Source organism: Frankia sp. AgB32, from assembly GCF_023243045.1.
Lineage (GTDB): Bacteria > Actinomycetota > Actinomycetes > Frankiales > Frankiaceae > Frankia.
Genome location: NZ_JALKFX010000051.1, coordinates 27584 through 48267 on the forward strand (window position 1 = coordinate 27584; position 20684 = coordinate 48267).

Sequence of the window (20684 nt, forward strand, 5' to 3'; positions counted from 1 at the left end):
CCGTAGCAGCCGTAGCAGCCGTAGCACCTGGCGTCAGGCCCCGCCGCCGTTGCGGGCGGCCGATCACCGTCGAGACCGGCGCCGGCAGCGGGTCGACCGCCTCCGGCACGAGGTCGAGGACGAGCGGATGGACCAGGTACACCCCGAACGACAGGTCGGTGGCGCACCGCATCGCCCGCGCGCTCGGCGCCCTGCTCCGGCTCGTGGAGATCCGCAAGATCGCGGTGTTCCGCCCGGGGGCCCGCCGGTTCGGGGGGCTCGTCGAGGAGCACGCGACGGTCGTCCTGCGCGACCCGTCGGACAACCTGCTGGAGTTCAAGCACTATGTCGACCATCGGATGATGTACTGACCGTCCGCCGGGCAGCCCGGCGAAGTTCAAGGTCGCGAGGTGCGACACACTCGGGGCGTGGGTGATGACGCGGACCAGTCGATCATGCTGGTCGAGGACTATGGCCCCGCGTGGGCGCCGGGTCCGTTCGAGCTCGGCACGGACGGTTCCCGAACGATCCTGGCGGGGGTCGACGGCTCGCGAACGTCGCTGCGAGCCGGTGCGTTCGCCGCGGGTCTGGCCCGGCGGCAGTCGTCGTGGCTCGTTTTCGTGTACGTCGCGGCGATGCCGGTGTGGGTGGCGATGTCCCCCGCGCCGGCCGGCAACGCCGCGCAGCAGATCATCGACGGGGTCGTCGAGGACGTGCGGGGTCTCATCCGGGACCGGCACGCCGAACTCGGCGTGCCGGTCCGCCTGCTGGTCCGCGCCGGTGAACCGTTCGACGGGATCAGGCGCACCGCCGCCGAGGTGCGGGCTGATCTGGTGGCCGTCGGCGCGTCGGAGAGCGCCGGCCACCGTCTCGTCGGCTCGCTGGCCAGCCGCCTCGTGCGCGCCGGCCAGTGGCCGGTGATCGTCGTCCCCTAGCCGCGCGTGGCCGCGCTCAGCGCGTCCGCGTCGGCCGCCCCGACGTCCCGACCGGCCGGCCAGCCGGCGGCTCTGTCGTGACCGGCCCGCCAGCGACCGGCCCGCCAGCGACCGGGCCGCCAGCGACCGGGCCGCCAGCGACCGGGCCGCCAGCGACCGGGCCGCCCGCGCCGGGCCGCACGGCCGTGCCGCGCCGGGCCACCTTCCGAAGCTGGATCATCCGGCCGATCCCCGGGATCGCGACCAGCAGCGCCCCCGCGACGGCGGCGAACAGCATCGCGACCGCGACCGGCATCGAACCGTGCGCCGCGAAGAACGAGATCCTGACGTGATCCTGGTTCTGCAGGATGAACACCAGCAGCAGGATCAGCACGACCGCGGACAGGACGAGCGAGGTCCACACCCGACTGGTGCGCGTCGTCGGAATCGGCGGCTTGCCGCCGTGCCCGAATCCGTGTCGGCGCCCGGCCGGTGCCGCCGCCGGACCGGCCACGGCTGGCCCGCCAGCGGGCGGGGCCTGCGGCCGGGAGGGCTGCTGTGGGTCCGGGAACGCCGTCGCCGGCGGCGGCGCTCCGGTGGGCGCCCGCCCGGCGGCACCGGGGCCGGTCGTGGGCACGGTCCGACCTGGCGGACCGACATCAGATTGCTGGGCGCCATCCATGGGTGGCACGGGGCTGCGCGGCAGGGTCATGGTCGGTCCGTACCCGCCCCCGTTGCATTATCACACCTCTACCGCACGCGCCCACCGAAAGACCACGGCGAAGCCGCGGGCCCGGCTGTGTGCTGACGCGACGGAAGGTCGTGATCACGGTTGGGTGGGGACGGCCGAGATGCCGACGCCGGACGTCGGCGCGGGGGCGGTCGCCACCGCGGACTGGCTGGTGCCGCCGGTGCCGAGCAGGCCGGTGTCGGCGGTGGGGGAGGGCGTGACCGACGCCGTCGGCGCTGCGGTGGGCGTCGCCGTGGCCGACGGATCCGCGGTGGCGGTCACGGTCGGCGTCGGGGTGGCGGTGGGGGCCGGCGCGTAGGTCGCGTGCCGCGAGGTCGGTGACGCGGCGACCTGTTCCGCGGCCTGGCGCTCGGCGACGGCCTGGGCGACCCGGCGGGCCTGCGCGACGTGCGCCGGATCCGGTCGGACCAGCAGATAGGCCGCCACCGTGACCAGGAAGAAGACGACCAGGCCGGCGGTCGAACGGCGCATGTGGATCGACCGGGCGAACTGGACTACGCGCTGGGGGTCGAATGACGTCACGGGCCTGACCTCAGGATGCGGTGGGGGCGGCGGTGTCCAGATCGGCGGGCACGGTGATGCCCTCGCGCAGCAGTGTGGTCGCGATCCGGGCGCGCAGGGCGCGGCCGACCTCGAACTGCCGACCCGGCTGGGTGCGGGCCACCACGCGGATCCGGTACTCGTCGAGATCCAGGCTCTCGACGCCCATCACCGCGGGCGCGTCGAGGAGCTGGTCGTGCAGGGCGTCGTCGGCGTAGGCCTCGGCGCCGACCCGGGTGAGCAGGTCACTGACGGTGGCGAGGTCGGCGGCCGCCGGGATCGGCACGTCGATGATGGCCCGGGCCCAGTCCCGGGAGAGGTTGACCACCTGCACGATCTGGCTGTTCGACGTCGTGACGACCTCGCCGCTGGACGTCCGCAGCCGGGTGATCCGCAGGGTGACCTCCTCGACGGTGCCCGTCGACCCGGCGGCCGGACCGCCGGAGACCATCAGCCGGACGAGATCCCCGAAGCCGTACTGGCGCTCGGCGATGATGAAGAACCCGGCCAGTATGTCCTGCACAATCTTCTGGGCGCCGAAGCCGAGCGCCACTCCGACGATCGTCGCCGGCGCGACGAACCCGGTCACCGGCACGCCGAAACGTTGCAGGACCAGCACCGCCGTCAGGCAGTAGACGATGACCAGCGACGTCCAGGTGATGACCTGCGCGACGGCGTGCCGGTGCTTGGCGGACTCGGTGCGGACCACCCCGGACTGGACGTCGATGCGGGTGGTCACCCGGTCGCCGAGCCAGGTCGCGAACCGGGTCAGCAGCAGCGCGCCGGTCACCAGCATCACGACCTCGAGGCCGCTGCTGCGGGCCCACTGGCCGATGTCGCTCAGCGGCGCGGTCGCGGTGACCGTGTCCGCCGCGGCGACCAGAGACTGGCCGATCATGAGATGGGCGACCGCGCGGCGGGCGGACAGGTCGCTGCCGGGGGCGCCGGCAAGGTGCGTCGAACTCCGCTCACCGGCCCGAACCTACCCGCTTCCGGCAGGACGGGTACCCGCCGGTGGCTCCTCTCGGCTTCCCGCAGGTGACCGGCCGGATACGCAGGTGTCGACAGCACCACCCCCGGCGGGGATCCTGACAGCGAGGCCGCGCGAAGAGACGGAGATCGCCATGGGGTTCGGCGGACGCTGGTTCGGATCGGGGCGCGGCCGGGGCGGTCCGGGCAGGGCCGAGGGCGCACCCGCCGCCGCGCCGGTGCCCGACACGGCCTCGGTTCGTGACACGGCCTCGGTTCGTGACACGGCCTCGGTGCCCGGCGCGGGCCGCGGTCCGTACGACCTTGTCGACATGCCCGGCGACGGGCGCCGCCGCGTCGATCTCGGCTCGCTCGTCGTCCCGGTGCCCGCCGGCGCGACGGTCGAGGTGCCCGCCGCCGCGGGCGGGGGACCCGGGCCGGTGGCCGTCGTGCGGGCCGGCCAGGTGACGCTGACGCTCGCGGTGTTCGCCGCGCCGAAGAGCCGCGGCCTGTGGGACGAGACCCGCGCGAGGCTGGCCGCCTCCCCGGCCGCCGTCCTCGCCGCCGCGGGCCTGCCGCCGGCGTGCATGCCGGCTTCGGGAGCGGTCGAGACGCGGACGGGAGACTTCGGCTGCGAGGTGCGGCTCATCCTCGGCCCGTCCGCGGACGGGGACGGTGGCGCACCGACGGCGGTGCGGGTCGTCGGCTTCGACGGGACCCGCTGGATGCTGCGGGCGGCGGTCACGGCGCCCGTCGCGTCGGTGGCCGAGGTCGACCGCCTGCTGGCGACCGTGGCCGGCGAGACGGTCGTGCTGCGCGGCACCCGGGCGGCGCCGAGTGGCGCGCCTCTGCCGCTGCGCCCGCCGGGAGACGCCGACGACGGTCGGGCCGCCGAGCTGCTCGGCGGAAATCCGCTGGCCGCCCTGCTTCCCGGCGTGGGGGGGGCGCGCCGCGCCGCGCACGACGACGAACCGCCAGGGCTGCACGACGAGGTCGACGATCAGATCGGCCGGGTCCGGCCGAACGGCACGATCGTTCTCGACACCCGAGGCGCCAATCCCGGGGTGAACACCGTGTACGTCGCCGGCATGAGCCAGAACCTGTCCACCTGGGGCTAGCACCGGCGTCGACCACGCGGAGCCCGGTCCGGGCGCGGCGGATCCGGGCTGGCCCGGCGCCGGTCCGGCCGACCGGCCCATGGTCCGAGGGTTGTTCCGCCTATGTACGGGGGCCCCTCGGGTGGCGCCGGGAGCAGGTGACGGAAGCGATGCTGACAGGGTCGGTTCCGACCGTGTTGGGAGGCAGCGAATGCTCCGTCACAGCTCGACGCCCGCGCATGTCGTGGTGCGCGACCTCTCCGCCGACTTCGTCACGGACGACGGGGTACGCACCGCCGTTGCGGGCACGCTGCGTTACGACCCGGCGGACCCGTTCGCGGTGGAGCTCATCCTTCGTCCTGGCCGGGAGTCTATAACCTGGATCTTCGCCCGCTCGCTGCTCGCCGAGGGCACGCAGACCCGCGCGGGCACGGGCGACGTCCGGATCCGCCCGACGCGGACGCGGGGACGGGCGGTCGTCACCGTCTCCCTGTCCAGTCCGTCGGGGCGAGCGGACCTGGAGCTGTGCCGTTCGGTCGTCACCCGTTTCCTCGCCGAGATCGAGGCGCAGGTGCCGACCGGCCGCGAGGGCGAAGGGGTGAACTGGGAGGCGGAGCTGCGCACGCTGCTGCGCACCCGTAATCCCTGAGGCGCCTGATCCCTGAGGCACTGATCCCTACGGTACTGACGCCCGCCGGGTGCGCCACCGCCGCCGGTCACGGCGATGGCGGTGCACCCGGTCAGCAGGCGTCGTCGGGCGCGGTGTCCGGCGCGGCGTCGGCTGGCGGCCAGCCGGGGATCTCGGGCGGTTTCGTGACCCCGGCGTCGCGCATGATCAGCTCTATCGATCCGGCGCTGACGAAGAACTCGTGCAGGTCGTCGCCCGGACGCCAGAGGTTGAGATCGACGCGTCGGCCGTCGCGTGTGACGTAGCGGCCGGGCATGGCGGCTAGCCCGCCCGTCGTTCGAGGATCCCGCGGACCAGCGTGGCCTGGCCGACATGCTGGAGATCGTCCGAGATGACGCTGACCAGCCGGACGCCGAGGGTGACGGGCGGTTCCCAGCGCTCGTCGACGACGCGGTCGAAGTCGCCGTCGGCGAGTGTCGACAGGTAGCGCACCGTCTGGTCGTGGACCGCCTCGTGATATCCGACGAGCAGGTCGGGATCGGTGACACGCACCGCGTCCACGTCGGCCGAGGTGTGGCCGTAGCCGATGGACGCGGTGGGCAGTGTCAGCGCGAACCGCGTCGCGAAGCCCGCCGCGGTCCAGACCTGCTCAACACCGGCGACCTCGGCGACATGGTCGTCCTGGACCCGGGTCAGGTGCCAGACCAGCCAGGCGATCGAGTTGGCCGACCCGTCGATCCGCTCCGCGAGCTGGTCGGCGCGCAGCCCGGTGACGGCGTCACGCACCTCGTCCCGGATGCGTCCGAAGGCATCGGCAAGAAGATCGGAACCGTTCAACGCGCGGCCTCCCCTGCCGTGATCGCGCTGCTCCCGGCGGAGCAGAAGCCGATCATAGGCGGCCGCGGACCGGGCCGCCGCGCCGCGGCGCCGGACAAACGCATCGACCTCAGGGTTCGCGGGCGGGCAGAATCGGGTCGTGCAGATCTGCGTGCTGGGCCCGCTGGCGGTCCAGACCGGATCCGGGGTCTCCGTGGCGACGGTTGATGTCGGTGGCTCCCGGCTGCGCACCCTGCTCATTCTGCTGGCGCTCGAACCCGGCCGGCTGGTGCCGGCGCAGCGGCTCATCTCCGGGCTGTGGGCCGCTGATCCGCCGACCGCGGCGACGGGCGCGCTGCAGGCGCTCGTCTCGAGGCTGCGCCGGACGGTGCCCGGGCTGCCGGTGGAGTTCCAGGCCGCCGGCTACCGGCTGGCCCTGCCCGCCGAGGCCGTCGACGCGGTGCGCTTCGAACGCCTCGTCGCCGACGGCCGGGAGGCGCTGCGCCGCGGCGACGACCCGCAGGCCGCCAAGATCCTGCGCGCCGCGATCGAGCTGTGGCGCGGGCCGCCGCTGGCCGATGTCGCGCACGCCCCGTTCGCCCGGGCGGTCATCGCGCGCCTGGAGGAACGCCGCCTCGCCGCCCTCGAGGGCCGCATCGAGGCCGACCTGCGCCTCGGCGGCGGCGCCGAGCTGGTGCCGGAGCTCGCCGAACTGGCCGCCGCCCACCCGCTGCGCGAATCGGTCACGGCCAGCCTGATGCGGGCGCTGTGTGCCGCCGGCCGGCCGGGGGCAGCTCTCGACGCCTACGAACGGCTGCGGCGCCAGCTCGCCGACGAACTCGGCGCCGACCCCTCGGGCGAGCTGCGCGACCTGCATGCCACCGCCCTGGGCGGCGCCGGGCCGCCCTGGGCGGCGCCGCCGGCCCCCCCCCCCCCCCCCCCCCCCCCCGGGGGGGGCCGGGGGGGGGGGGGGGGGGGGCGGGCGGCCGGTCGGCCGGCTGGTGGCGAAGCCGAGGCCCGGATCGCGGATCGGGCCGACGGGGAGCCGCGTACCAATCTCCGCGCCCCCCTGAGCAGCTTCGTCGGCCGCAGCCGCGACGCCGAGCAGGTCCGGCGCCTCGTCGACGGTTCCCGGCTGGTCACCCTGGTCGGGCCGGGCGGCGCTGGCAAGACCCGGCTCGCGGTCGAGACGGCGCGGCGGCTGCTCGACGGCGGTGCGGACCAGCCGCTGTCCCTGCCGGACGGCGCCTGGCTGGTCGAGCTGGCGCCGATCACGGCCGCCCCAGACCTGCCGCAGGCCGTGTTCACCGCGCTCGGCCTGCGCGAACAGGTCATCCTGGGCGCGCTGCGGCTACGCGGGATGGTCGACAGCGATCCGTTGGAGCGCCTCGCCGCCACCCTCGCCGGGCGGCGGATGCTGCTTGTGCTGGACAACTGCGAACATCTGCTCGACCCGGTGGCGGCCCTCGCCGAGGAGGTGCTCGGCGCCTGCCCGCAGGTGCGGATCCTCGCGACCAGTCGGGAGCCGCTGGCGATCACCGGCGAGACGCTGTGGCCGGTGGAGCCGCTCGCGCTGCCCCCGGCGGAGCCCGCGCACCTGGTCGACCACGCGGCGGTGGCCCGCTATCCGGCTGTCCGGCTGTTCCTCGACCGGGCCGCCGCCGTCCGTCCCGGTTTCCGCCTCGCCGGCGGCCGGTCGCCCGCCGGCGCCGGCGACGATGGGACGCGGGCCGGTGACGATGGGACGCGGGCCGGCGACGATGGGACGCGGGCCGGCGCCGCGGACGAGGCGGGGGGCGCCCAGATCGCGGCGGTCGTGCGGATCTGCCGGGCACTCGACGGGATGCCGTTGGCGATCGAGCTGGCCGCGGCGCGGCTGCGGGCCATGACTCCCGAGCAGGTCGCCGCCCGCCTGGACGACCGTTTCCGCCTGCTGAGTTCCGGCAGCCGGACGGCCCTGCCTCGGCACCGGACCCTCGCCGCCGTGGTGTCCTGGAGCTGGGACCTGCTGGACGAGCCCGAACGCGTGCTCTGGCGCCGGTTGGCGATCTTCCCCGGCGGGGTGACCGCAGCCAGCGCCCGGGCGATCTGCGTGGACCCACCCGCCGACCGCCCCGGGCCCGGGGCCGGTCGGATCGCGCACGACGACGTGCCCGACCTGTTGACGGCCCTCGTCGAGAAGTCCCTGCTGATCTGCGACAGCGCGGACGGCGCGGCCACCCCGCGGTACCGCCAGCTGGAGACGATCCGCGAGTACGGCCTGCAACGCCTGGACGAGGCCGGCGAACGGGAGTGGCTGCGGGCCGCCCACGCCGAGCACTTCCTGCGGCTCGCCGAGCGCGCCGAGCCCGTGCTGCGCACCCGTGACCAGCTCGTCTGGCTGCGGCTGCTGGGCGTCGAGCAGGACAACCTGCATGCCGCGCTGCGCGGGGCGACGGCCGCCGGCGACGCGGCCACGGCGGTGCGGATGTCCTCGGCACTGGGCTGGTACTGGTGGTTGCGCGGGCAGCGACAGGAAGGCGCCCAGCTCGCCGATGCCGCGCTGAGCCTGCCGGGCGAGGCGCCACCGCTGGCCCGGGCGGCGGCCGGGGCGCTGGCTGCCCTCAACGCCTTCGACGGCTTCCAGGACGAGGTCACGGCGCTGCGCCTGCTGCGGCTGTCGGTGCGGGTGCGGGAGTCCAACGAGGGTGCCCTGCTCGGTCACCATCCGATCGTGCCGCTGCTGGGTGGTTTCCGGCTGATGCTGGAGCTCGGCCTCGTCGCCGACGAGCCGCTCAACGCGTTCCGTGCCTGCTTCGACCTGCCCGATACCTGGACCAGGGCATTGGCCAGGGTCCTGTTCGCCTACATCAGCGCCAACCGGGGCGACGCGACGTTCCTCGAGGAGGCGGAGGTGCGGGCCGCGGAAGCGGTCGACCTGTTCGAGTCGATCGGTGAACGGTGGGGCACCGCGTTCGCCCACGGCGCGGTGGGGGAACTCGGGAACCTGCGGGGCGAGCACGCGCTGGCGGTCGCGTCGTTCCGCCGGGGCTGCGCGCTCACCGCCGAGCTCGACTCCGCCGACGAGGCCGGCCAGTTCCAGATGAACCTGGTCGCGGCGGCGCTGGCGCTCGGTGACGTGCCGCAGGCCCGGGCGGCCCTGGACGATGCGCGCCGCATCGCGCGGCGGTCCGGCACCCCCGAGCTGCTCGCGGGCGTCGCCATCGCGGAGAGTGCGCTGGCCAGGTATCTCGGTGAGGTCGAGCGGGCCCGGGAGCTGATCCTGCCGGCGGCGGCGAGTGTCTGGCATCGCCACGGGGCGCCCCAGTTCAGAGCGGCGATGGGGACCAGCGTGGCGCTCGTCGAGCTGTCCTACGGCCGGGTCGACACGGCCCGTCCGATCCTGGCCGCCGCGCTCGCGGAGGCGGTCCGCGCGACCGACGCGCCGGCGACCGCCCGGGTGCTCGTCGGGGTCGCGCGGCTGTGCCTCTCGGACGGCGACGCCGAGCACGCGGCCGAGGTGGTGGGGGCCTGCGACCTCATCCGCCTCACCGGCGACCACGACCTGGCGGCGGTCGACCTCGCCGTGCGGGAGGCACTGGGGGAGCGCCGTTACGCCGAGGCGCTCGCCCGCGGCCGGTCGGTGCCGCTGAGTGCGGCGCTGGACCTGGCCCGGCTGCCGCCGGTCGCCTGGCCCCCGCCGCTGCCCGCCCCCGTCGGATGAGGACGCACCGTCGATCACGGGCTGACTACCTGACGGCGGGAACGGCGCCGATCCGGGCGAACAGCGCCGACTCGTAGACCCGCAGCGCGGCCTCGACGTCACCGGGCCGGTCGGCCAGCGCCACGGCCAACTCGGCGGCGTCGAGCATCCCCGCGTTCGCGCCGGCGTCGGCGAAGGGCGCACCGGGATGGGCCGCGTCGCCGAGCAGCGTGACGCCGGGCCGCCGCGGCCAGTGGAGGTTGGCGGGCAGCCGGTAGACCGCCCGCGCCAACGGCAGCGCGTCGCTTTCCCGGATGAGCGCGGACAGGCGGTAGTCCCAGCCGGTGAAGTGCCGGGCGAGGCGGTCGCGCAGCGCTGGCGCGGTGCGCCGCTGAACCGGGACGAGCTCGGTCCACCCGGCGGGGACGCGCAGCGCGACCTCGACCGCGACGCCCGCACCGACGCGGCGGGCGACCAGCCCCCGGTCCTCGGCGAACGCGCTGACGCCGCCGCCGACGAACGCGGCGAGCGCCGGGCAGCGGCGATCGACGTCGGACAGGTGGGTGGCGAACACGAACATGCCGGTGTAGTCGGGCTCGACGTCGACCAGGGCGCGACGCACCCGCGACCAGGTGCCGTCCGCGCCGACGACCAGGTCGGCCGGCACAGCGCGGCCGTCGGCCAGCTCCACCAGGTGCCCGCCACCGGGGGCGGGGCGCACCGCGGTCACCGGCGCGTCCCAGACCACCCGGTCGGCGGGCAGCCCGGCGAGCAGCATGCGGCGCAGTTCGGCGCGGCTGACCCCGGGGCCTGGTTCCGGCACCCCGGCGATCTCCAGGGCGCGCAGCCCGACCTGCGCCCGCAGGTCCAGCGGGTGGCCAGGGGCGCCGCCGGCGTCGGCCGGTGGGGCGTCCAGCTCGTAGACGGCGGCGGCGAGGCCGCGCACGTGCAGGGCCCGGGCCAGGGTCAGCCCGCCGAGGCCACCGCCGACGATCACGATGCGTGGCGCCGGGGCGTGACCGGCGCCGTGCGTGAGGGTGATCATCCGGTCAGACCTTCCGTTTGAAGGCGTTCACCGCCAGCGGCGCGAACACCGCGGCGATGCCGGCCGCCCACAGCAGCGAGTGCCACACCGGCGTCGCGACCGGGCCGGAGACCAGCAGTCCGCGGGTCGCGTCGGCGAGCGCGGTCACCGGGTTGACCTTGACGAACGCCTGTAGCCAGCCGGGCATCGTCGAGGTCTGCGCGAACGCGTTGCTGACGAACGTGAGCGGGAAGATCAGGGTGAACCCGAAGATCATCACCTTTTCCGGCTCGGACACCAGCATGCCGACCAGGACGGCGATCCACGAGACGCTCAGCGCGAACAGGAGCACCAGCCCGAGGGCGGCCAGCGCGTCCAGCGGCCCCGTCTCGACCCGGAAGCCGAGGATGTAGCCGAGGCCGAGCATCATCGCGATCGCCCAGGTCTGCTTGGCGAGGTCGGCGACGATGCGCCCGGCCAGCGGCGCCGAGCGGGCGATCGGCAGCGACCGCAGCCGGTCGAACACGCCCTTGGTGAGGTCGGTGTTCAGCCCGGTGCCGGTGTTCAGCGTGGTGAACAAGGTGTTCTGGACGATGATCCCGGGCAGCGCGAACGTCAGGTAGGCATCGGTGGACCCGGCGATCGCCCCGCCGAAGACGTAGGTGAACAGCAGCAGGAACATCAGCGGTTGGACGCTGAAGTCGAGCAGCTCCATCGGGTTGTGCTTGATCTGCACCAGGCTGCGCCAGGCCAGCGTACGGACGTGGCGCAGCGTGTCCAGCGGGCTGACCCGCGGGGGACCGGCCGGATCGAGCGCGCCGGCCTGGCCGGGCAGGGCGGTCGTCAGCGTCGTCATGGGGGTCAGCTCCTTGTCGCCGCGGGGATCCGCGCGGCCGGCTCGGCGGCGGCGGGGTCGCCGTCGGCGTCGGGGGTGGAGGCGGTCTCGTCGGTGGCCGGGCGGCCGGTCAGGGCGAGGAAGACCTCGTCCAGGCTGGAGCTGCGCAGGGTGATCTCACCGACGGTCACGCCGGCGTCGTCGAGGCGGCGGACGACCGCGGGCAGCACCGCCGGGTCGGTGACCCGGGCGCTGATCAGGTTGCCCGCCACGTCCGGGCTGGCGCCCAGGATGTCCGCGACCGTCGCGACGACCAGCGGGGTGTCCTCGGCGTTCGCCGGGCGCACCGCCAGTGTCTGCGCGCCGGTCTGCTTCTTCAGCGCCTCGGGCGAGCCGTGGGCGATGATCCGGCCGTGGTCGACGACGGCGATGTCGTCGGCGAGCACGTCGGCCTCTTCCAGGTACTGGGTGGTGAGCAGCACGGTGACGCCGTGCTGGCTGACCAGGTTGCGCACGACGTCCCACATGCCGTTTCGGCTGCGTGGGTCCAGGCCCGTCGTCGGCTCGTCGAGGAAGAGCAGGCGGGGCCGGCCGACGAGGCTCGCGGCCAGGTCGAGACGCCGGCGCATGCCGCCGGAGAACGTCTTCGCCGGCCGGCCCCCCGCGTCCGTCAGGTCGAACTCGGCGAGCAGCTCCCGGGCCCGGGACTTCGCGTCCGCGCGGGACAGCCCGAGCAGCCGGCCGATCATGACCAGGTTCTCGGTGCCGGTGAGCATCTCGTCGACGGAGGCGTACTGGCCGGTGAGGCCGATGAGGCGACGGACCCGGTGGGCATCGCGCCGGATGTCGTAGCCGCCGACGAGGGCAGTGCCCGCGTCGGCGGTGACCAGTGTCGCGAGGACGCGCACCGTGGTGGTCTTGCCGGCGCCGTTCGGCCCGAGCAGGCCGAAGACCGTGCCGGCGGGCACCTCCAGGTCGACGCCCGCCATCGCGGTCGTGTCGCCGAATCTCTTCACGAGGCCCTCGGCGACGATCGCGGAGGATGCGTGTTCGTCTGTGGCCGTCATGGCGCACAGCATGCCGGGTACCACTGACAAAACAGGGAGACGCGGCCCGGGCCGGCGGTCAGGGCCGTCCCGGCGCTGACAGGCCGCTGACACGGCGCCGGCCGGCTGGCCTCGCCGTTGGACGGTCACGCGGCGGCGGTGCTCGGGCAGCAGCGACGGGTTGCCCTCGTAGTGGTCGACCCCGGCGACGTCGGTGCCCGGCGGGACGACCTTGTCCTGGCGGACCAGATCGGTCAGCGCGCCGAGGCGGCGCAGGCTGTCCTCGACGGCCCGGATGATCCAACGCCGGGAACCGCCACGGTGGTTGCGCTCGTCGCTCATCGCGTTGAAGCACTTCGTGGCCAGCACGACGTCGTCCCGCCGGTCCTTGATCGCCTTTCCGACGATCAGCTCGCTCTCGCCCTGGGAGTAGACGTCGGCGGTGTCGATGAAGTTGATCCCGCCGTCCAGTGCCCGGTTGATGATGCGGGCGCACTCGTCGTGGTCGGTGTTGCCGAAACCCCCGAACATCATCGCGCCCAGGCACTGCGTGCTGACCTCGACGCCGGTCCGGCCAAGCCTGCGATACCGCATCGGTGATCCTCCTGTGCTGGTGGCGGGTACCGGGCGGTCGCGTCCCGCCTGGCGGGGTCCGTGACCAGCGCATCACAGGACCCGTCGCCCGGAGAACCCGCCGCGGCCGGCCGGTGAACCGCACGTCGCGAACGCGGGTCGCATGTGATTCGGCTCATATGGCGTTACGATCCGCGGTCCTCGTTCCGCCACTACCGGTCGGCTGACCGGCTGTCGCCGGGCTCGGGAAGGGTCGGCCGGCATTGTTCGCGCGATTCGTGTCCGGTGGCCGGGCGGCGCGGTCAGTCAGCCGGGACTGACAGGTTCTGGCGATAACCCACGCTGGCTGGCCGTATCTGGCGAGGCGGCATCCGAGGTATGCGATCGCCCCTGCCGTCACCGCCGTCACCGCCGTCACGCTGGCGCGCGGCTCTGCGGCGAGTTCGTCGATGGGCGTCCGGACCCGGTCGGTGCCGCCGGGGCCGGATCTTGTTCGCAGGCGGCGATCCGCAGACGTGGCGAATTGGGCAGATGCGGCGGTCCACGCTGCTAGAGTCCGCATCTGCGCAGCTAGGTACAGCTTTTCCCGCAGCTTTGCGGTCGGAGGAAGCTCCGAGTGCGGAGCCTGCCCGCGCGGGCTCCCAGAGCCCGGACTGCGTTTCGTATTGATGATGTGCCGCAGCGTCGCCGCCATCAGTCTCAGGACTCTCCGTATCCAGAGTTTCGTAGCCAGGGGATGCTCGCATGATCGGTAACGGCACGGGCGGCGGCGGGTCGCCGGGACGCGGGCGGAGCCCCCGCCACCGGCCAGACGGTGAACCCCTCGACCTGGAGCGGGATCGTCGCGGCCGGGGGCAGCCCGCCCGGCACCACCGCGGCCCACGCCTTCGCGATCTGCGCTGACAAGAACATCGGCGACGACTGAGCAACGCGGATCTCCTCCATCCGCGTGTGCCCCAAGCCCCCTCCCTGGGGATCCACCGCACCGCATCGACCTGTGGACGCTCCACCGGTCGAAATCGAAGGAGTAGCGACATGGCGCGACTGACCCTCCCCGCCCGCAGGGCTGGGACGGCACTGGTCCTGGGAACTGCGTTGGCCGTGGCGGCCCCGGGCATCGCCCAGGCCAACTCGGTGGCGCTCACGGTGAAGACGCCGGGGGCCACCAGCGGGCCCTCGGCGACCTTCGCCGAGATCTCCACCCACGCCGACTGCGCCAGCGGCCTCGTCGCCGGGGGCGGCATCGACCAGGCGATCGGCACCGGGATGAACTCGAACGGCAACCACGTGATGGGCACCGCGCCGAGCTCGAACGGCAGTTCCGAGTACACCGGCACCGCCGGCGTCGTCGACACCGACGTCACCCACTGGCTCGGCATCGGCGGCACCGGCGGGGCGACCGACGCGTCCTTCTCCACCACCCCGTACGCGACCTGCCTGACCAGCACCCTGATCAACCACACGCAGGTCGTCATGAACAAGATCGCCGGCCCGACCTCGGCCTCGACCGTCGGCCTGGTCACGGCGGTCTGCCCGGCGAACACGGTGCTGCTCGGCGGCGGCGCGCGCAGCACCCCGGCGAGCATCGGCAGCCTCAAGCCGATCGCGAGCTTCCCCACCTTCAACAACTCCGCCCACGACTTCGGCCTGAAGGCCGCGGCCGACGGGGAGACCAACCCCAACGCGTGGAGCGCCGTCGGCTGGAACGGCGGCGGCGGTGGCACCGGTAACAACACCTACGCCTACGCGATCTGCAGCGGAAGCGGCATCAACGTCAGCGGTGTCACGGTGAAGGTCCGGTACACCGAGGTCGCCGGCCCGACGTCGGCCACCACCGGCCAGACCGCCACCGTCGGCTGCGGCGGCTCGGACGGCAAGCTGATCAGCGGCGGCGCCGCCGTCAGCGGTGGCAGCGTGACGACCACCGACTTCACCGGCCCCGGCTCCGGCGGCACCCACCTCAACGGCAGCTTCCCCAGCGGCTCCACCGGCACCCCGGTCAGCGACGGCACCACCACCGCCGCGTACTGGACGGCCTACAGCCACTCCGGCGGCGCGAGCTCGCCGAACACCTACACCGACGCCTGGGCGCTGTGCGCCGACGACGGCGTCTGATCACACCTGATCACGTCTGATCAAGCTCAAGAGAAACGGTAGCCCCACGTGAACCACCGTTCCCCCCTGCGCCGAACCGCGGTGCGCAGATCCATGCTGCTCAGTCCCCGGATGGTCGTGCTCGGCGCGGCGGCCGGGCTGCTCACCGCGGTGGCGGGCACGCCGATGGCGGCCGTCGCCGCCGATCCGGTCGGCGGATCGTCCCCGTGCGGGGCGACCGGCTCACTCACCACCGCGGCCGGCGCCCTTCCCGCCTGCGTGTACAGCCAGCCGGGTACGGACGCCTTCACCGTTCCCGACGGAGTGACCAGCGTCAGCATCGACCTGTTCGGCGGGGAGGGCGGCAGTGCGGCCGGATTCGTCGCTCCGAATCCGGTGAACAGCGGCGCGGCCGGCGGGCTCGGTGGGCAGAGCCACGCGACGGTGGCCGTCGAGCCCGGGCAGGTCCTGCAGGTCACGACCGGCGCCGCCGGCGTGCCGGGGACCTCCCGGCACGGCGAGTTCGCCCGGCTGGGCGGCACCGGCCACGGCGCCGGCGGTGGTGGTGCGCACGGTGGCGGCGGGGCCGGCGGCGGTGGTTCCGACGTGCGCGTCGGCGCCTTCGGCGCGGCGGACCGGATCCTCGTCGCCGGTGGCGGCGGCGGGGCCGGCAACGGCGGCCCGTTGCTGCACGGCGGCGACGGCGGCGGCCTCGTCGGGGAGGCCGGCGGCCAGGGCGGCGGACCGGTGGGCTCCGGCGTGGCGGGCGGCGGCGCCACCCAGACCGCGCACGGAACCGGCAGCCCGAACTCCGCCATCGGCGGCCCCGGCATTCCCGGCGGCGACATCGACCCGAACAACGGCCAGCCCAACCCGGGCAGCGGCGGCCCCGGCGGCAACGGTGGCGGTGGCGGCAACGGTGGCGGCGGCGGTGGCGGCGGCTACTACGGCGGTGGCGGCGGCTCGGGCGGCGGCAACCCGGGCGACTACTACGGTGCCGGCGGCGGTGGCGGCAGCGGCTTCGCCGCCTCGTCGCTGACCGACGTCGCGCTCACCGCCGGGGTCAACCACGGCAACGGGCACGCCACGGTGTCCTTCCGCTGGGCGAGCACGGTTGCCCTGACAGCCAGCACCACCAGCCCGCTGTTCGGGCACGCCGTCACGCTGACCGCGGCCGTCGCGGCCACGAACCCGGCCGGGGGCACCCCGACCGGCACGGTCACGTTCCTCGACGGCGCCACACCCCTCGGCAGCGCGACGCTGGACGGCGGCCAGGCCGGCCTCGGCGTCACCGGCCTGCAGCCCGGACCGCATACGATCACCGCCAGTTACAGCGGGGACGCGGCGCACGCGCCGAGCCAGAGCGCGACGGCCGTCACCGTGACGGTCACCTTCAGCCAGCCCTGCGTCACCACCAGTCGTAGCGGCCCGCTGACGGTCGGCGCTGGTCAGTCGCTGTGCTTCGGTCCCGGCGGCCGGCAGAGCGGACCGGTCACCGTGCAGGCCGGGGGAGCCCTCGCCGTCACGGGCGCCACCGTCTCCGGCCCGCTGACCGCCAACGACGCGCTGGCCGTCACAGCCTGCCAGTCGACCTTCGCCGGACCGGTGTCGATCAACGGCACCAGCGGCTACGTCCTGCTCGGGGGCACGTCGGCCTGCGCCGGTAACACCGTCACCGGCCCGCTCACGGTCGCCGCGAACACCGGCGGCCTCACCGCCGGCGGCAACACGGTGACCGGACCGGGGCGGATCACCGACAACAGTGGTAGCGGCCCGCCCCCCGCCTCCGCCCCGCCCGCCTTCACGGGCAACCGCATCACCGGCCCGCTGAGCTGCTCCGGAAACCAGCCGACCCTGCAGCAGACGGGTAACACCGTGACCGGCCCCCGCTCCGGGCAGTGCGCCTGAGCGCTCAGCAGTCCGCTCGGCCCGCCTGACCACCGCGTTCGGCACGCGCCTGCGGCGTCCCGCCTCCTACGGGGACGCCGCACCGGCCGCCGTCGGTGTCGCGCCTTCCACCGGTGCCACCGGTGCCACCGGTGCCACCGGCGCTGCGGCGGCTCGGAGGCGGCGTTCCGGGGCGGTGGTGACGATCAGTGCCAGTCCGGCCGCGGCCAGGACGGCAGCCGTGGCCGGGACCGCGCCCGCCCCGCCGACGTCCAGGGCGACACCGCCGAACGCGGCCCCGAGGGCGGCGCCGAGGTAGATCGCGGAGCCGTTGAGCCCGAGCGCGACGGTGGCGACGTCCGGGGCGACGATGAACAGGCGGTGTTGTTGTGGCGTGATCGAGAGGCCCTGGAACATCCCGATCGCCAGCAGTACGGCCAGTGCCGCGCCGTACCACTCCCGTGCGGCCACCAGCACGGCGAACAGCCCGGCGAGCCCGGCCACGCCGACGGTCAGCACCGGCACCGCGCCACGGCTGTCGACCAGCCGTCCGACCAGGCGGTTACCGATCAGGCTGCCCACTCCGAACGCGAGCAGGATGATCACCAGGTGGGCGTTCGTACCGTCCGCCCGGGCCATGCCGAGGACGGCCGGCAGGTAGGAGATCAGCAGGATCGGTGGCGCCACGATGACGACCGTCGCGAGCAGCACCATCAGCACCGAGGGTCGGGTCAGCACCCCGAGGCGGGTGCGCATGCGTGTCGGCGGCACGAATGCTCGCGGCAGCGTCGGCACGCAGGCCGCGGTGATCGCCGCCAACCCGGCGATGATCCACAGCACCGACCGCCAGCCGACCCACTGCCCGAGCAGGACGCCGAAGGGCACTCCGAGCACCGTGGACAGCGACGTTCCGGCCGTGACGGCGGCGAGCGCCCGGCCGCGGCGCGCGGGGCTGGCGAGCATCCCGGCCATGACATAGGCGTTGGACTGGAACGCCGCGGCGCCGAGGGCGGCACCGGTCCGGCCAGCGGCCATCACGGCGTAGGACGGGGCGAGCGCCTGCGCGGCCATCCCGAGCAGGAACAGGGCGAAGCCCCCGCCGAGCAGGACGCGCCGGTCCCAGTGGCCGGTGATGGTCGCGATGATCGGTGACCCGACCGCGTAGGTGACGGCGAAGATCGTGGTGAGCTGACCCGCGGTGGACATGCTCACGGACAGGTCGTGGGAGATGGCGGGGAGCAGACCGCTGAGCACGAAGCCGTCGACACCGAGGGTGAACGTGCCGGCCGCCAACACCCCGAGCTGCCAGCCGCGCAGTCCGTTCGCCTGTTCCGCATCATTCGATGCTTGTCGAAGCGTCACAGTGGCGAGGCTAGGGGGTAGGTTCGATGGATGTCAAAGTGTTTCGACGCGCGAACCGGCCAGCGGAGCTGCCGGCTGGGCCACTGAGCCGGGCGACCCACCATGACCCGCCAGCTCCCTCAGCCGAGTCGTGACTCGATCAACCTGGTCACGCTCCTCGGCGCCCTGGCCGACCCCGTCCGCCTCACCCTGATGCGGGCGATGTACGCCCGCGGCGGCCCGGCCGACTGCGCCGAGGTCGCCGGCGGCGTCGAGGTCAGCCCGCCGACGGTCTCCCACCACTACCGCGTCCTGCGCGAGGCCGGCCTGACCACGACCACCGTCGAAGGCCGCCGCCGGGTCGTCACCATCCGTCATGACGATCTCGAGGCGAGGTTTCCCGGCCTTCTCGCCGCCATCCTCACCCCGAGCCTCGTCGAACCTGCCCCGTCGGGCTGAAAGTCGCCTGCCCGGCCGCGGCCGCTCTACTTGTAGGTGAGATCCGACGTCGAGTAGACGCAGTACTTCCCGTCTGCGCCGGTGCCGGTCTTCGTCGGTTCCGCGCCGGTGGAGTTCCCGGTGTAACGATCGCAGATCTTAATATTCTTGGAACTGTCGTTCACGATCGTTATCTTCGAGAAGCGGGCGGTGTCGCCGTAGTTCGTGTTCACACCGACGATGGTCTTCCCCGGCGACGTGACGGTGATGCCGTCGAGCACGACATTCCGCTGGTACTGCTTCGTGCAGTTGCCGCACGACCGGTAGAGCTTGCCGAAGTCGTTCACCTGGAAGTTCCGGATGGTGACCGTGCCGGCCCCGTTGTGCTGGAACACCTTGTCGGACGCCTTCTGCGCGCCGCCGCCGTCGACCAGGACGGTCGTCGAGGACGAGGTGCCGAGGAAGGTGGCGGCGTCCTCGCCGACGTCCTCCCACCAGACGTTCTGCAGCGTGCAGCTGCCCAGGCAGTGCACGCCGTCGGCGGCCGGGCTGCCGAGGATGACGTTCTTCAGTACGGCGCCCGGCGCCAGCTCGAACAGCGGATCCTGCGACTCGGACTGGCCGTCCGTACCGAGATCGCCGCTGCCCACGTAGCGTTTCAGGGCGCCGTCGAAGGTGCCGGAGACCGCCTTCGTGGCGGTGAGACTCGTCGTGCCGGTGGCACTCGGCCACGACGGCGCCGCCGAGGCCGACGAACTGGTGACGGCCAGCGCCGTCAGCCCGAGGGCGGTGGGGGGGGGCCCGGCGGCCCGCCCGCCGCCCCCCCCCGCCCACCGGCGGGCCCCGGGGGGGGCCGCCGTGGCCGACTAACGGGTGACGCCCCGCGCGGTCACCCGGTGGGGGGGCGGCGGGGCCGCGACGACCGGCAGCCGGACCCACAGCGACAACGAGCGGAACCTGCGATGACTACCCATGGCGGACCTGCTCCCAGCTCGGTCGCGGCCACGCCTACCCCTCCGCCGTTACGTTCCTCGGCCCGGCCGCTCGACTTCCATATCGCTCTCCTTACGGCAGCGGATCACTGTTCCCGCAGGCCTCTCCGTATGCGGACTATCCGCGCTGGTGGGGCGCGTGCGGCCCGGCGAACAGCTCATCGTCAACACCACTTCTGGGCGAACGGGCTCCTGGCTTCCGAACTGCGAACCAGTCAGTAGTGATACCTGCACTGGGCGATACGGATTTCATCGCCGCTGATCTTGTAGACGATCCGGTGCTCGTCGGTGATGCGGCGTGACCAGTAGCCCTGGAAGCCGTGTTTCAGCGGCTCAGGCTTACCAATACCATCATTCCCGTTACGAGCGATATCCTCGATGAGGGTATTGATCCGTCTGAGTATCCGGCGATCCTGGGTCTGCCACCACAGGTAGTCCTGCCAGGCGTTCTCGTCCCAGACGAGTTTCACTCGACCAGATCCCGGACGGAGCCGCCGCCGTTCTCGAGTCGGTCGATCGCGGTCACCAGCCGTCGTGCGTTTTCTGGGCTGCGCAACAGGTACGCCGTCTCCTGCAGGGACTGGTAATCGTCCAGGGAGACGATTACCACCGGCTCGTGGCCGGACCGGGTGATGACGATCTCCTCCCGGTCGTCCGCGACCGCTGAGAGAACCTCGGCATACCGCGCCCGCGACTCGGAGTAGCTCATCGTCCTCATGGCACCACCCTTGTACAGGAAGTTGTACGTCGACCCAGCTTACGTCTCGGATCTATGGCCGGCAAGGACGGGCGCGGCGGCTCCAGCCCGGGCTGACTGACCTGACTGAGTGATCAGGTGCGGGAGCGGCGGTCCGGGTCGGATGTCCGGTCGGCGGGGTCCGGGTGGTAACGGCCGGCGATGAGCCAGGTGCCGGCGACGATGGCGGTCGAGAAGACGAGCAGCACCCCGCCGAGGACGAGCAGGAGCAGTGCGCGGTCGTGGAAGGACAGGTCGCCGGTGAGGGTTGTCAACTGCCGCAGCTTGAGTATGCGATATAATGCGTAAGTGAACTTGAAGCAGTGGGCTGAGCGTGAGGGC

21 protein-coding genes and 1 pseudogene are annotated in these 20684 nt (G+C 73.5%); 9 read left to right on the forward strand and 13 right to left on the reverse strand.

All coding sequences use genetic code 11. The annotated features are described in order from the left end of the window. Positions 1 to 158 precede the first annotated feature (158 nt). The gene (locus MXD60_RS30360) at positions 159 to 350 is read left to right on the forward strand and encodes a VOC family protein (RefSeq protein ID WP_248820191.1); all 192 of its coding nucleotides are present in this window, start codon (positions 159 to 161) and stop codon (positions 348 to 350) included. Positions 351 to 407: 57 nt separating this feature from the next. Then, positions 408 to 914: a universal stress protein gene (locus MXD60_RS16715; protein WP_248820192.1), complete on the forward strand. Its 507-nt coding sequence runs from the start codon at positions 408 to 410 to the stop codon at positions 912 to 914. Positions 915 to 930: 16 nt separating this feature from the next. Here MXD60_RS16715 and MXD60_RS16720 read toward each other — a convergent pair whose 3' ends face one another. From MXD60_RS16720 to MXD60_RS16730, 3 genes are all read right to left on the reverse strand, one after another. Then, positions 931 to 1530 (reverse strand): lipopolysaccharide assembly protein LapA domain-containing protein, encoded by a 600-nt coding sequence (locus MXD60_RS16720; protein ID WP_248820193.1) that lies wholly within the window; start codon positions 1528 to 1530, stop codon positions 931 to 933. A 189-nt stretch (positions 1531 to 1719) separates the two neighbouring features. Further along, the gene (locus tag MXD60_RS16725) at positions 1720 to 2166 is read right to left on the reverse strand and encodes an Rv3103c transmembrane domain-containing protein (protein ID WP_248820194.1); all 447 of its coding nucleotides are present in this window, start codon (positions 2164 to 2166) and stop codon (positions 1720 to 1722) included. A 10-nt stretch (positions 2167 to 2176) separates the two neighbouring features. Continuing rightward, complete coding sequence (locus MXD60_RS16730) at positions 2177 to 3082, reverse strand: mechanosensitive ion channel family protein (RefSeq protein WP_248820195.1); 906 nt, start codon at positions 3080 to 3082, stop codon at positions 2177 to 2179. A gap of 226 nt (positions 3083 to 3308) precedes the next feature. On the opposite strand from MXD60_RS16730, the gene MXD60_RS16735 reads away from it, so the two are divergent. Next, positions 3309 to 4271 carry a DUF3710 domain-containing protein gene (locus MXD60_RS16735; protein WP_248820196.1) on the forward strand — a complete coding sequence of 321 codons (963 nt, stop codon included), beginning with the start codon at positions 3309 to 3311 and terminating at the stop codon, positions 4269 to 4271. Between the two features lie 190 nt (positions 4272 to 4461). Further along, positions 4462 to 4899, forward strand: a complete 438-nt coding sequence (locus MXD60_RS16740) for an SsgA family sporulation/cell division regulator (RefSeq protein WP_248820203.1) — start codon at positions 4462 to 4464, stop codon at positions 4897 to 4899. A 91-nt stretch (positions 4900 to 4990) separates the two neighbouring features. On the opposite strand, the gene MXD60_RS16745 is transcribed toward MXD60_RS16740, so the two are convergent. Together MXD60_RS16745 and MXD60_RS16750 are read right to left on the reverse strand one after the other, a co-directional pair. Then, complete coding sequence (locus tag MXD60_RS16745; protein ID WP_248820205.1) at positions 4991 to 5194, reverse strand: hypothetical protein; 204 nt, start codon at positions 5192 to 5194, stop codon at positions 4991 to 4993. Positions 5195 to 5199: 5 nt separating this feature from the next. Next, the gene (locus MXD60_RS16750; RefSeq protein ID WP_248820207.1) at positions 5200 to 5715 is read right to left on the reverse strand and encodes a mycothiol transferase; all 516 of its coding nucleotides are present in this window, start codon (positions 5713 to 5715) and stop codon (positions 5200 to 5202) included. Positions 5716 to 5854: 139 nt separating this feature from the next. Between MXD60_RS16750 and MXD60_RS16755 the strand changes: the two genes are divergently transcribed. Next, positions 5855 to 9397 carry an AfsR/SARP family transcriptional regulator gene (locus MXD60_RS16755; protein ID WP_248820209.1) on the forward strand — a complete coding sequence of 1181 codons (3543 nt, stop codon included), beginning with the start codon at positions 5855 to 5857 and terminating at the stop codon, positions 9395 to 9397. Positions 9398 to 9422: 25 nt separating this feature from the next. On the opposite strand, the gene MXD60_RS16760 is transcribed toward MXD60_RS16755, so the two are convergent. Genes MXD60_RS16760 through MXD60_RS30365 form a run of 3 tightly spaced genes read right to left on the reverse strand, consistent with a single transcriptional unit; the run spans position 9423 to position 12875 of the window. Further along, the gene (locus tag MXD60_RS16760; RefSeq protein WP_248820211.1) at positions 9423 to 10421 is read right to left on the reverse strand and encodes an FAD-dependent oxidoreductase; all 999 of its coding nucleotides are present in this window, start codon (positions 10419 to 10421) and stop codon (positions 9423 to 9425) included. Positions 10422 to 10425: 4 nt separating this feature from the next. Next, positions 10426 to 11256 carry an ABC transporter permease gene (locus tag MXD60_RS16765; protein WP_248820213.1) on the reverse strand — a complete coding sequence of 277 codons (831 nt, stop codon included), beginning with the start codon at positions 11254 to 11256 and terminating at the stop codon, positions 10426 to 10428. Between the two features lie 5 nt (positions 11257 to 11261). Then, positions 11262 to 12875 carry an efflux ABC transporter ATPase subunit, DrrA-related gene (locus tag MXD60_RS30365; RefSeq protein ID WP_248820215.1) on the reverse strand — a complete coding sequence of 538 codons (1614 nt, stop codon included), beginning with the start codon at positions 12873 to 12875 and terminating at the stop codon, positions 11262 to 11264. Positions 12876 to 13889: 1014 nt separating this feature from the next. Between MXD60_RS30365 and MXD60_RS16775 the strand changes: the two genes are divergently transcribed. Together MXD60_RS16775 and MXD60_RS28865 are read left to right on the forward strand one after the other, a co-directional pair. Further along, positions 13890 to 14969: a hypothetical protein gene (locus MXD60_RS16775; protein ID WP_248820216.1), complete on the forward strand. Its 1080-nt coding sequence runs from the start codon at positions 13890 to 13892 to the stop codon at positions 14967 to 14969. 93 nt (positions 14970 to 15062) lie between these two features. Next, on the forward strand, positions 15063 to 16856 hold the full coding sequence (locus tag MXD60_RS28865) for an Ig-like domain-containing protein (RefSeq protein WP_283098491.1): 1794 nt from the start codon (positions 15063 to 15065) through the stop codon (positions 16854 to 16856). Positions 16857 to 16922: 66 nt separating this feature from the next. Here MXD60_RS28865 and MXD60_RS16785 read toward each other — a convergent pair whose 3' ends face one another. After that, a complete protein-coding gene (locus MXD60_RS16785; RefSeq protein WP_248820220.1) occupies positions 16923 to 18197 on the reverse strand; it encodes an MFS transporter in 1275 nt (424 codons plus the stop codon). Positions 18198 to 18299: 102 nt separating this feature from the next. On the opposite strand from MXD60_RS16785, the gene MXD60_RS16790 reads away from it, so the two are divergent. After that, entirely contained in the window at positions 18300 to 18635 is a 336-nt protein-coding gene (locus MXD60_RS16790; protein WP_248820222.1) for an ArsR/SmtB family transcription factor, read from the forward strand. A 26-nt stretch (positions 18636 to 18661) separates the two neighbouring features. On the opposite strand, the gene MXD60_RS16795 is transcribed toward MXD60_RS16790, so the two are convergent. Beyond that, positions 18662 to 19393, reverse strand: a complete 732-nt coding sequence (locus tag MXD60_RS16795; RefSeq protein WP_308222511.1) for a pectate lyase — start codon at positions 19391 to 19393, stop codon at positions 18662 to 18664. Here MXD60_RS16795 and MXD60_RS16800 point away from each other — a divergent pair. After that, the gene (locus tag MXD60_RS16800) at positions 19308 to 19484 is read left to right on the forward strand and encodes a hypothetical protein (protein WP_248820223.1); all 177 of its coding nucleotides are present in this window, start codon (positions 19308 to 19310) and stop codon (positions 19482 to 19484) included. The genes MXD60_RS16795 and MXD60_RS16800 overlap by 86 nt on opposite strands. Before the next feature lie 337 nt (positions 19485 to 19821). Here MXD60_RS16800 and MXD60_RS16805 read toward each other — a convergent pair whose 3' ends face one another. From MXD60_RS16805 to MXD60_RS16815, 3 genes and pseudogenes are all read right to left on the reverse strand, one after another. Beyond that, positions 19822 to 20076 (reverse strand): Txe/YoeB family addiction module toxin, encoded by a 255-nt coding sequence (locus MXD60_RS16805; RefSeq protein ID WP_248820225.1) that lies wholly within the window; start codon positions 20074 to 20076, stop codon positions 19822 to 19824. Beyond that, positions 20073 to 20324, reverse strand: coding sequence for a type II toxin-antitoxin system Phd/YefM family antitoxin (locus tag MXD60_RS16810; protein WP_248820232.1), 252 nt, complete (start codon positions 20322 to 20324; stop codon positions 20073 to 20075). Before MXD60_RS16810 ends, MXD60_RS16805 begins: the two co-directional genes overlap by 4 nt. A gap of 113 nt (positions 20325 to 20437) precedes the next feature. Beyond that, positions 20438 to 20684, reverse strand: a pseudogene (locus MXD60_RS16815) (hypothetical protein); the annotation flags it as partial.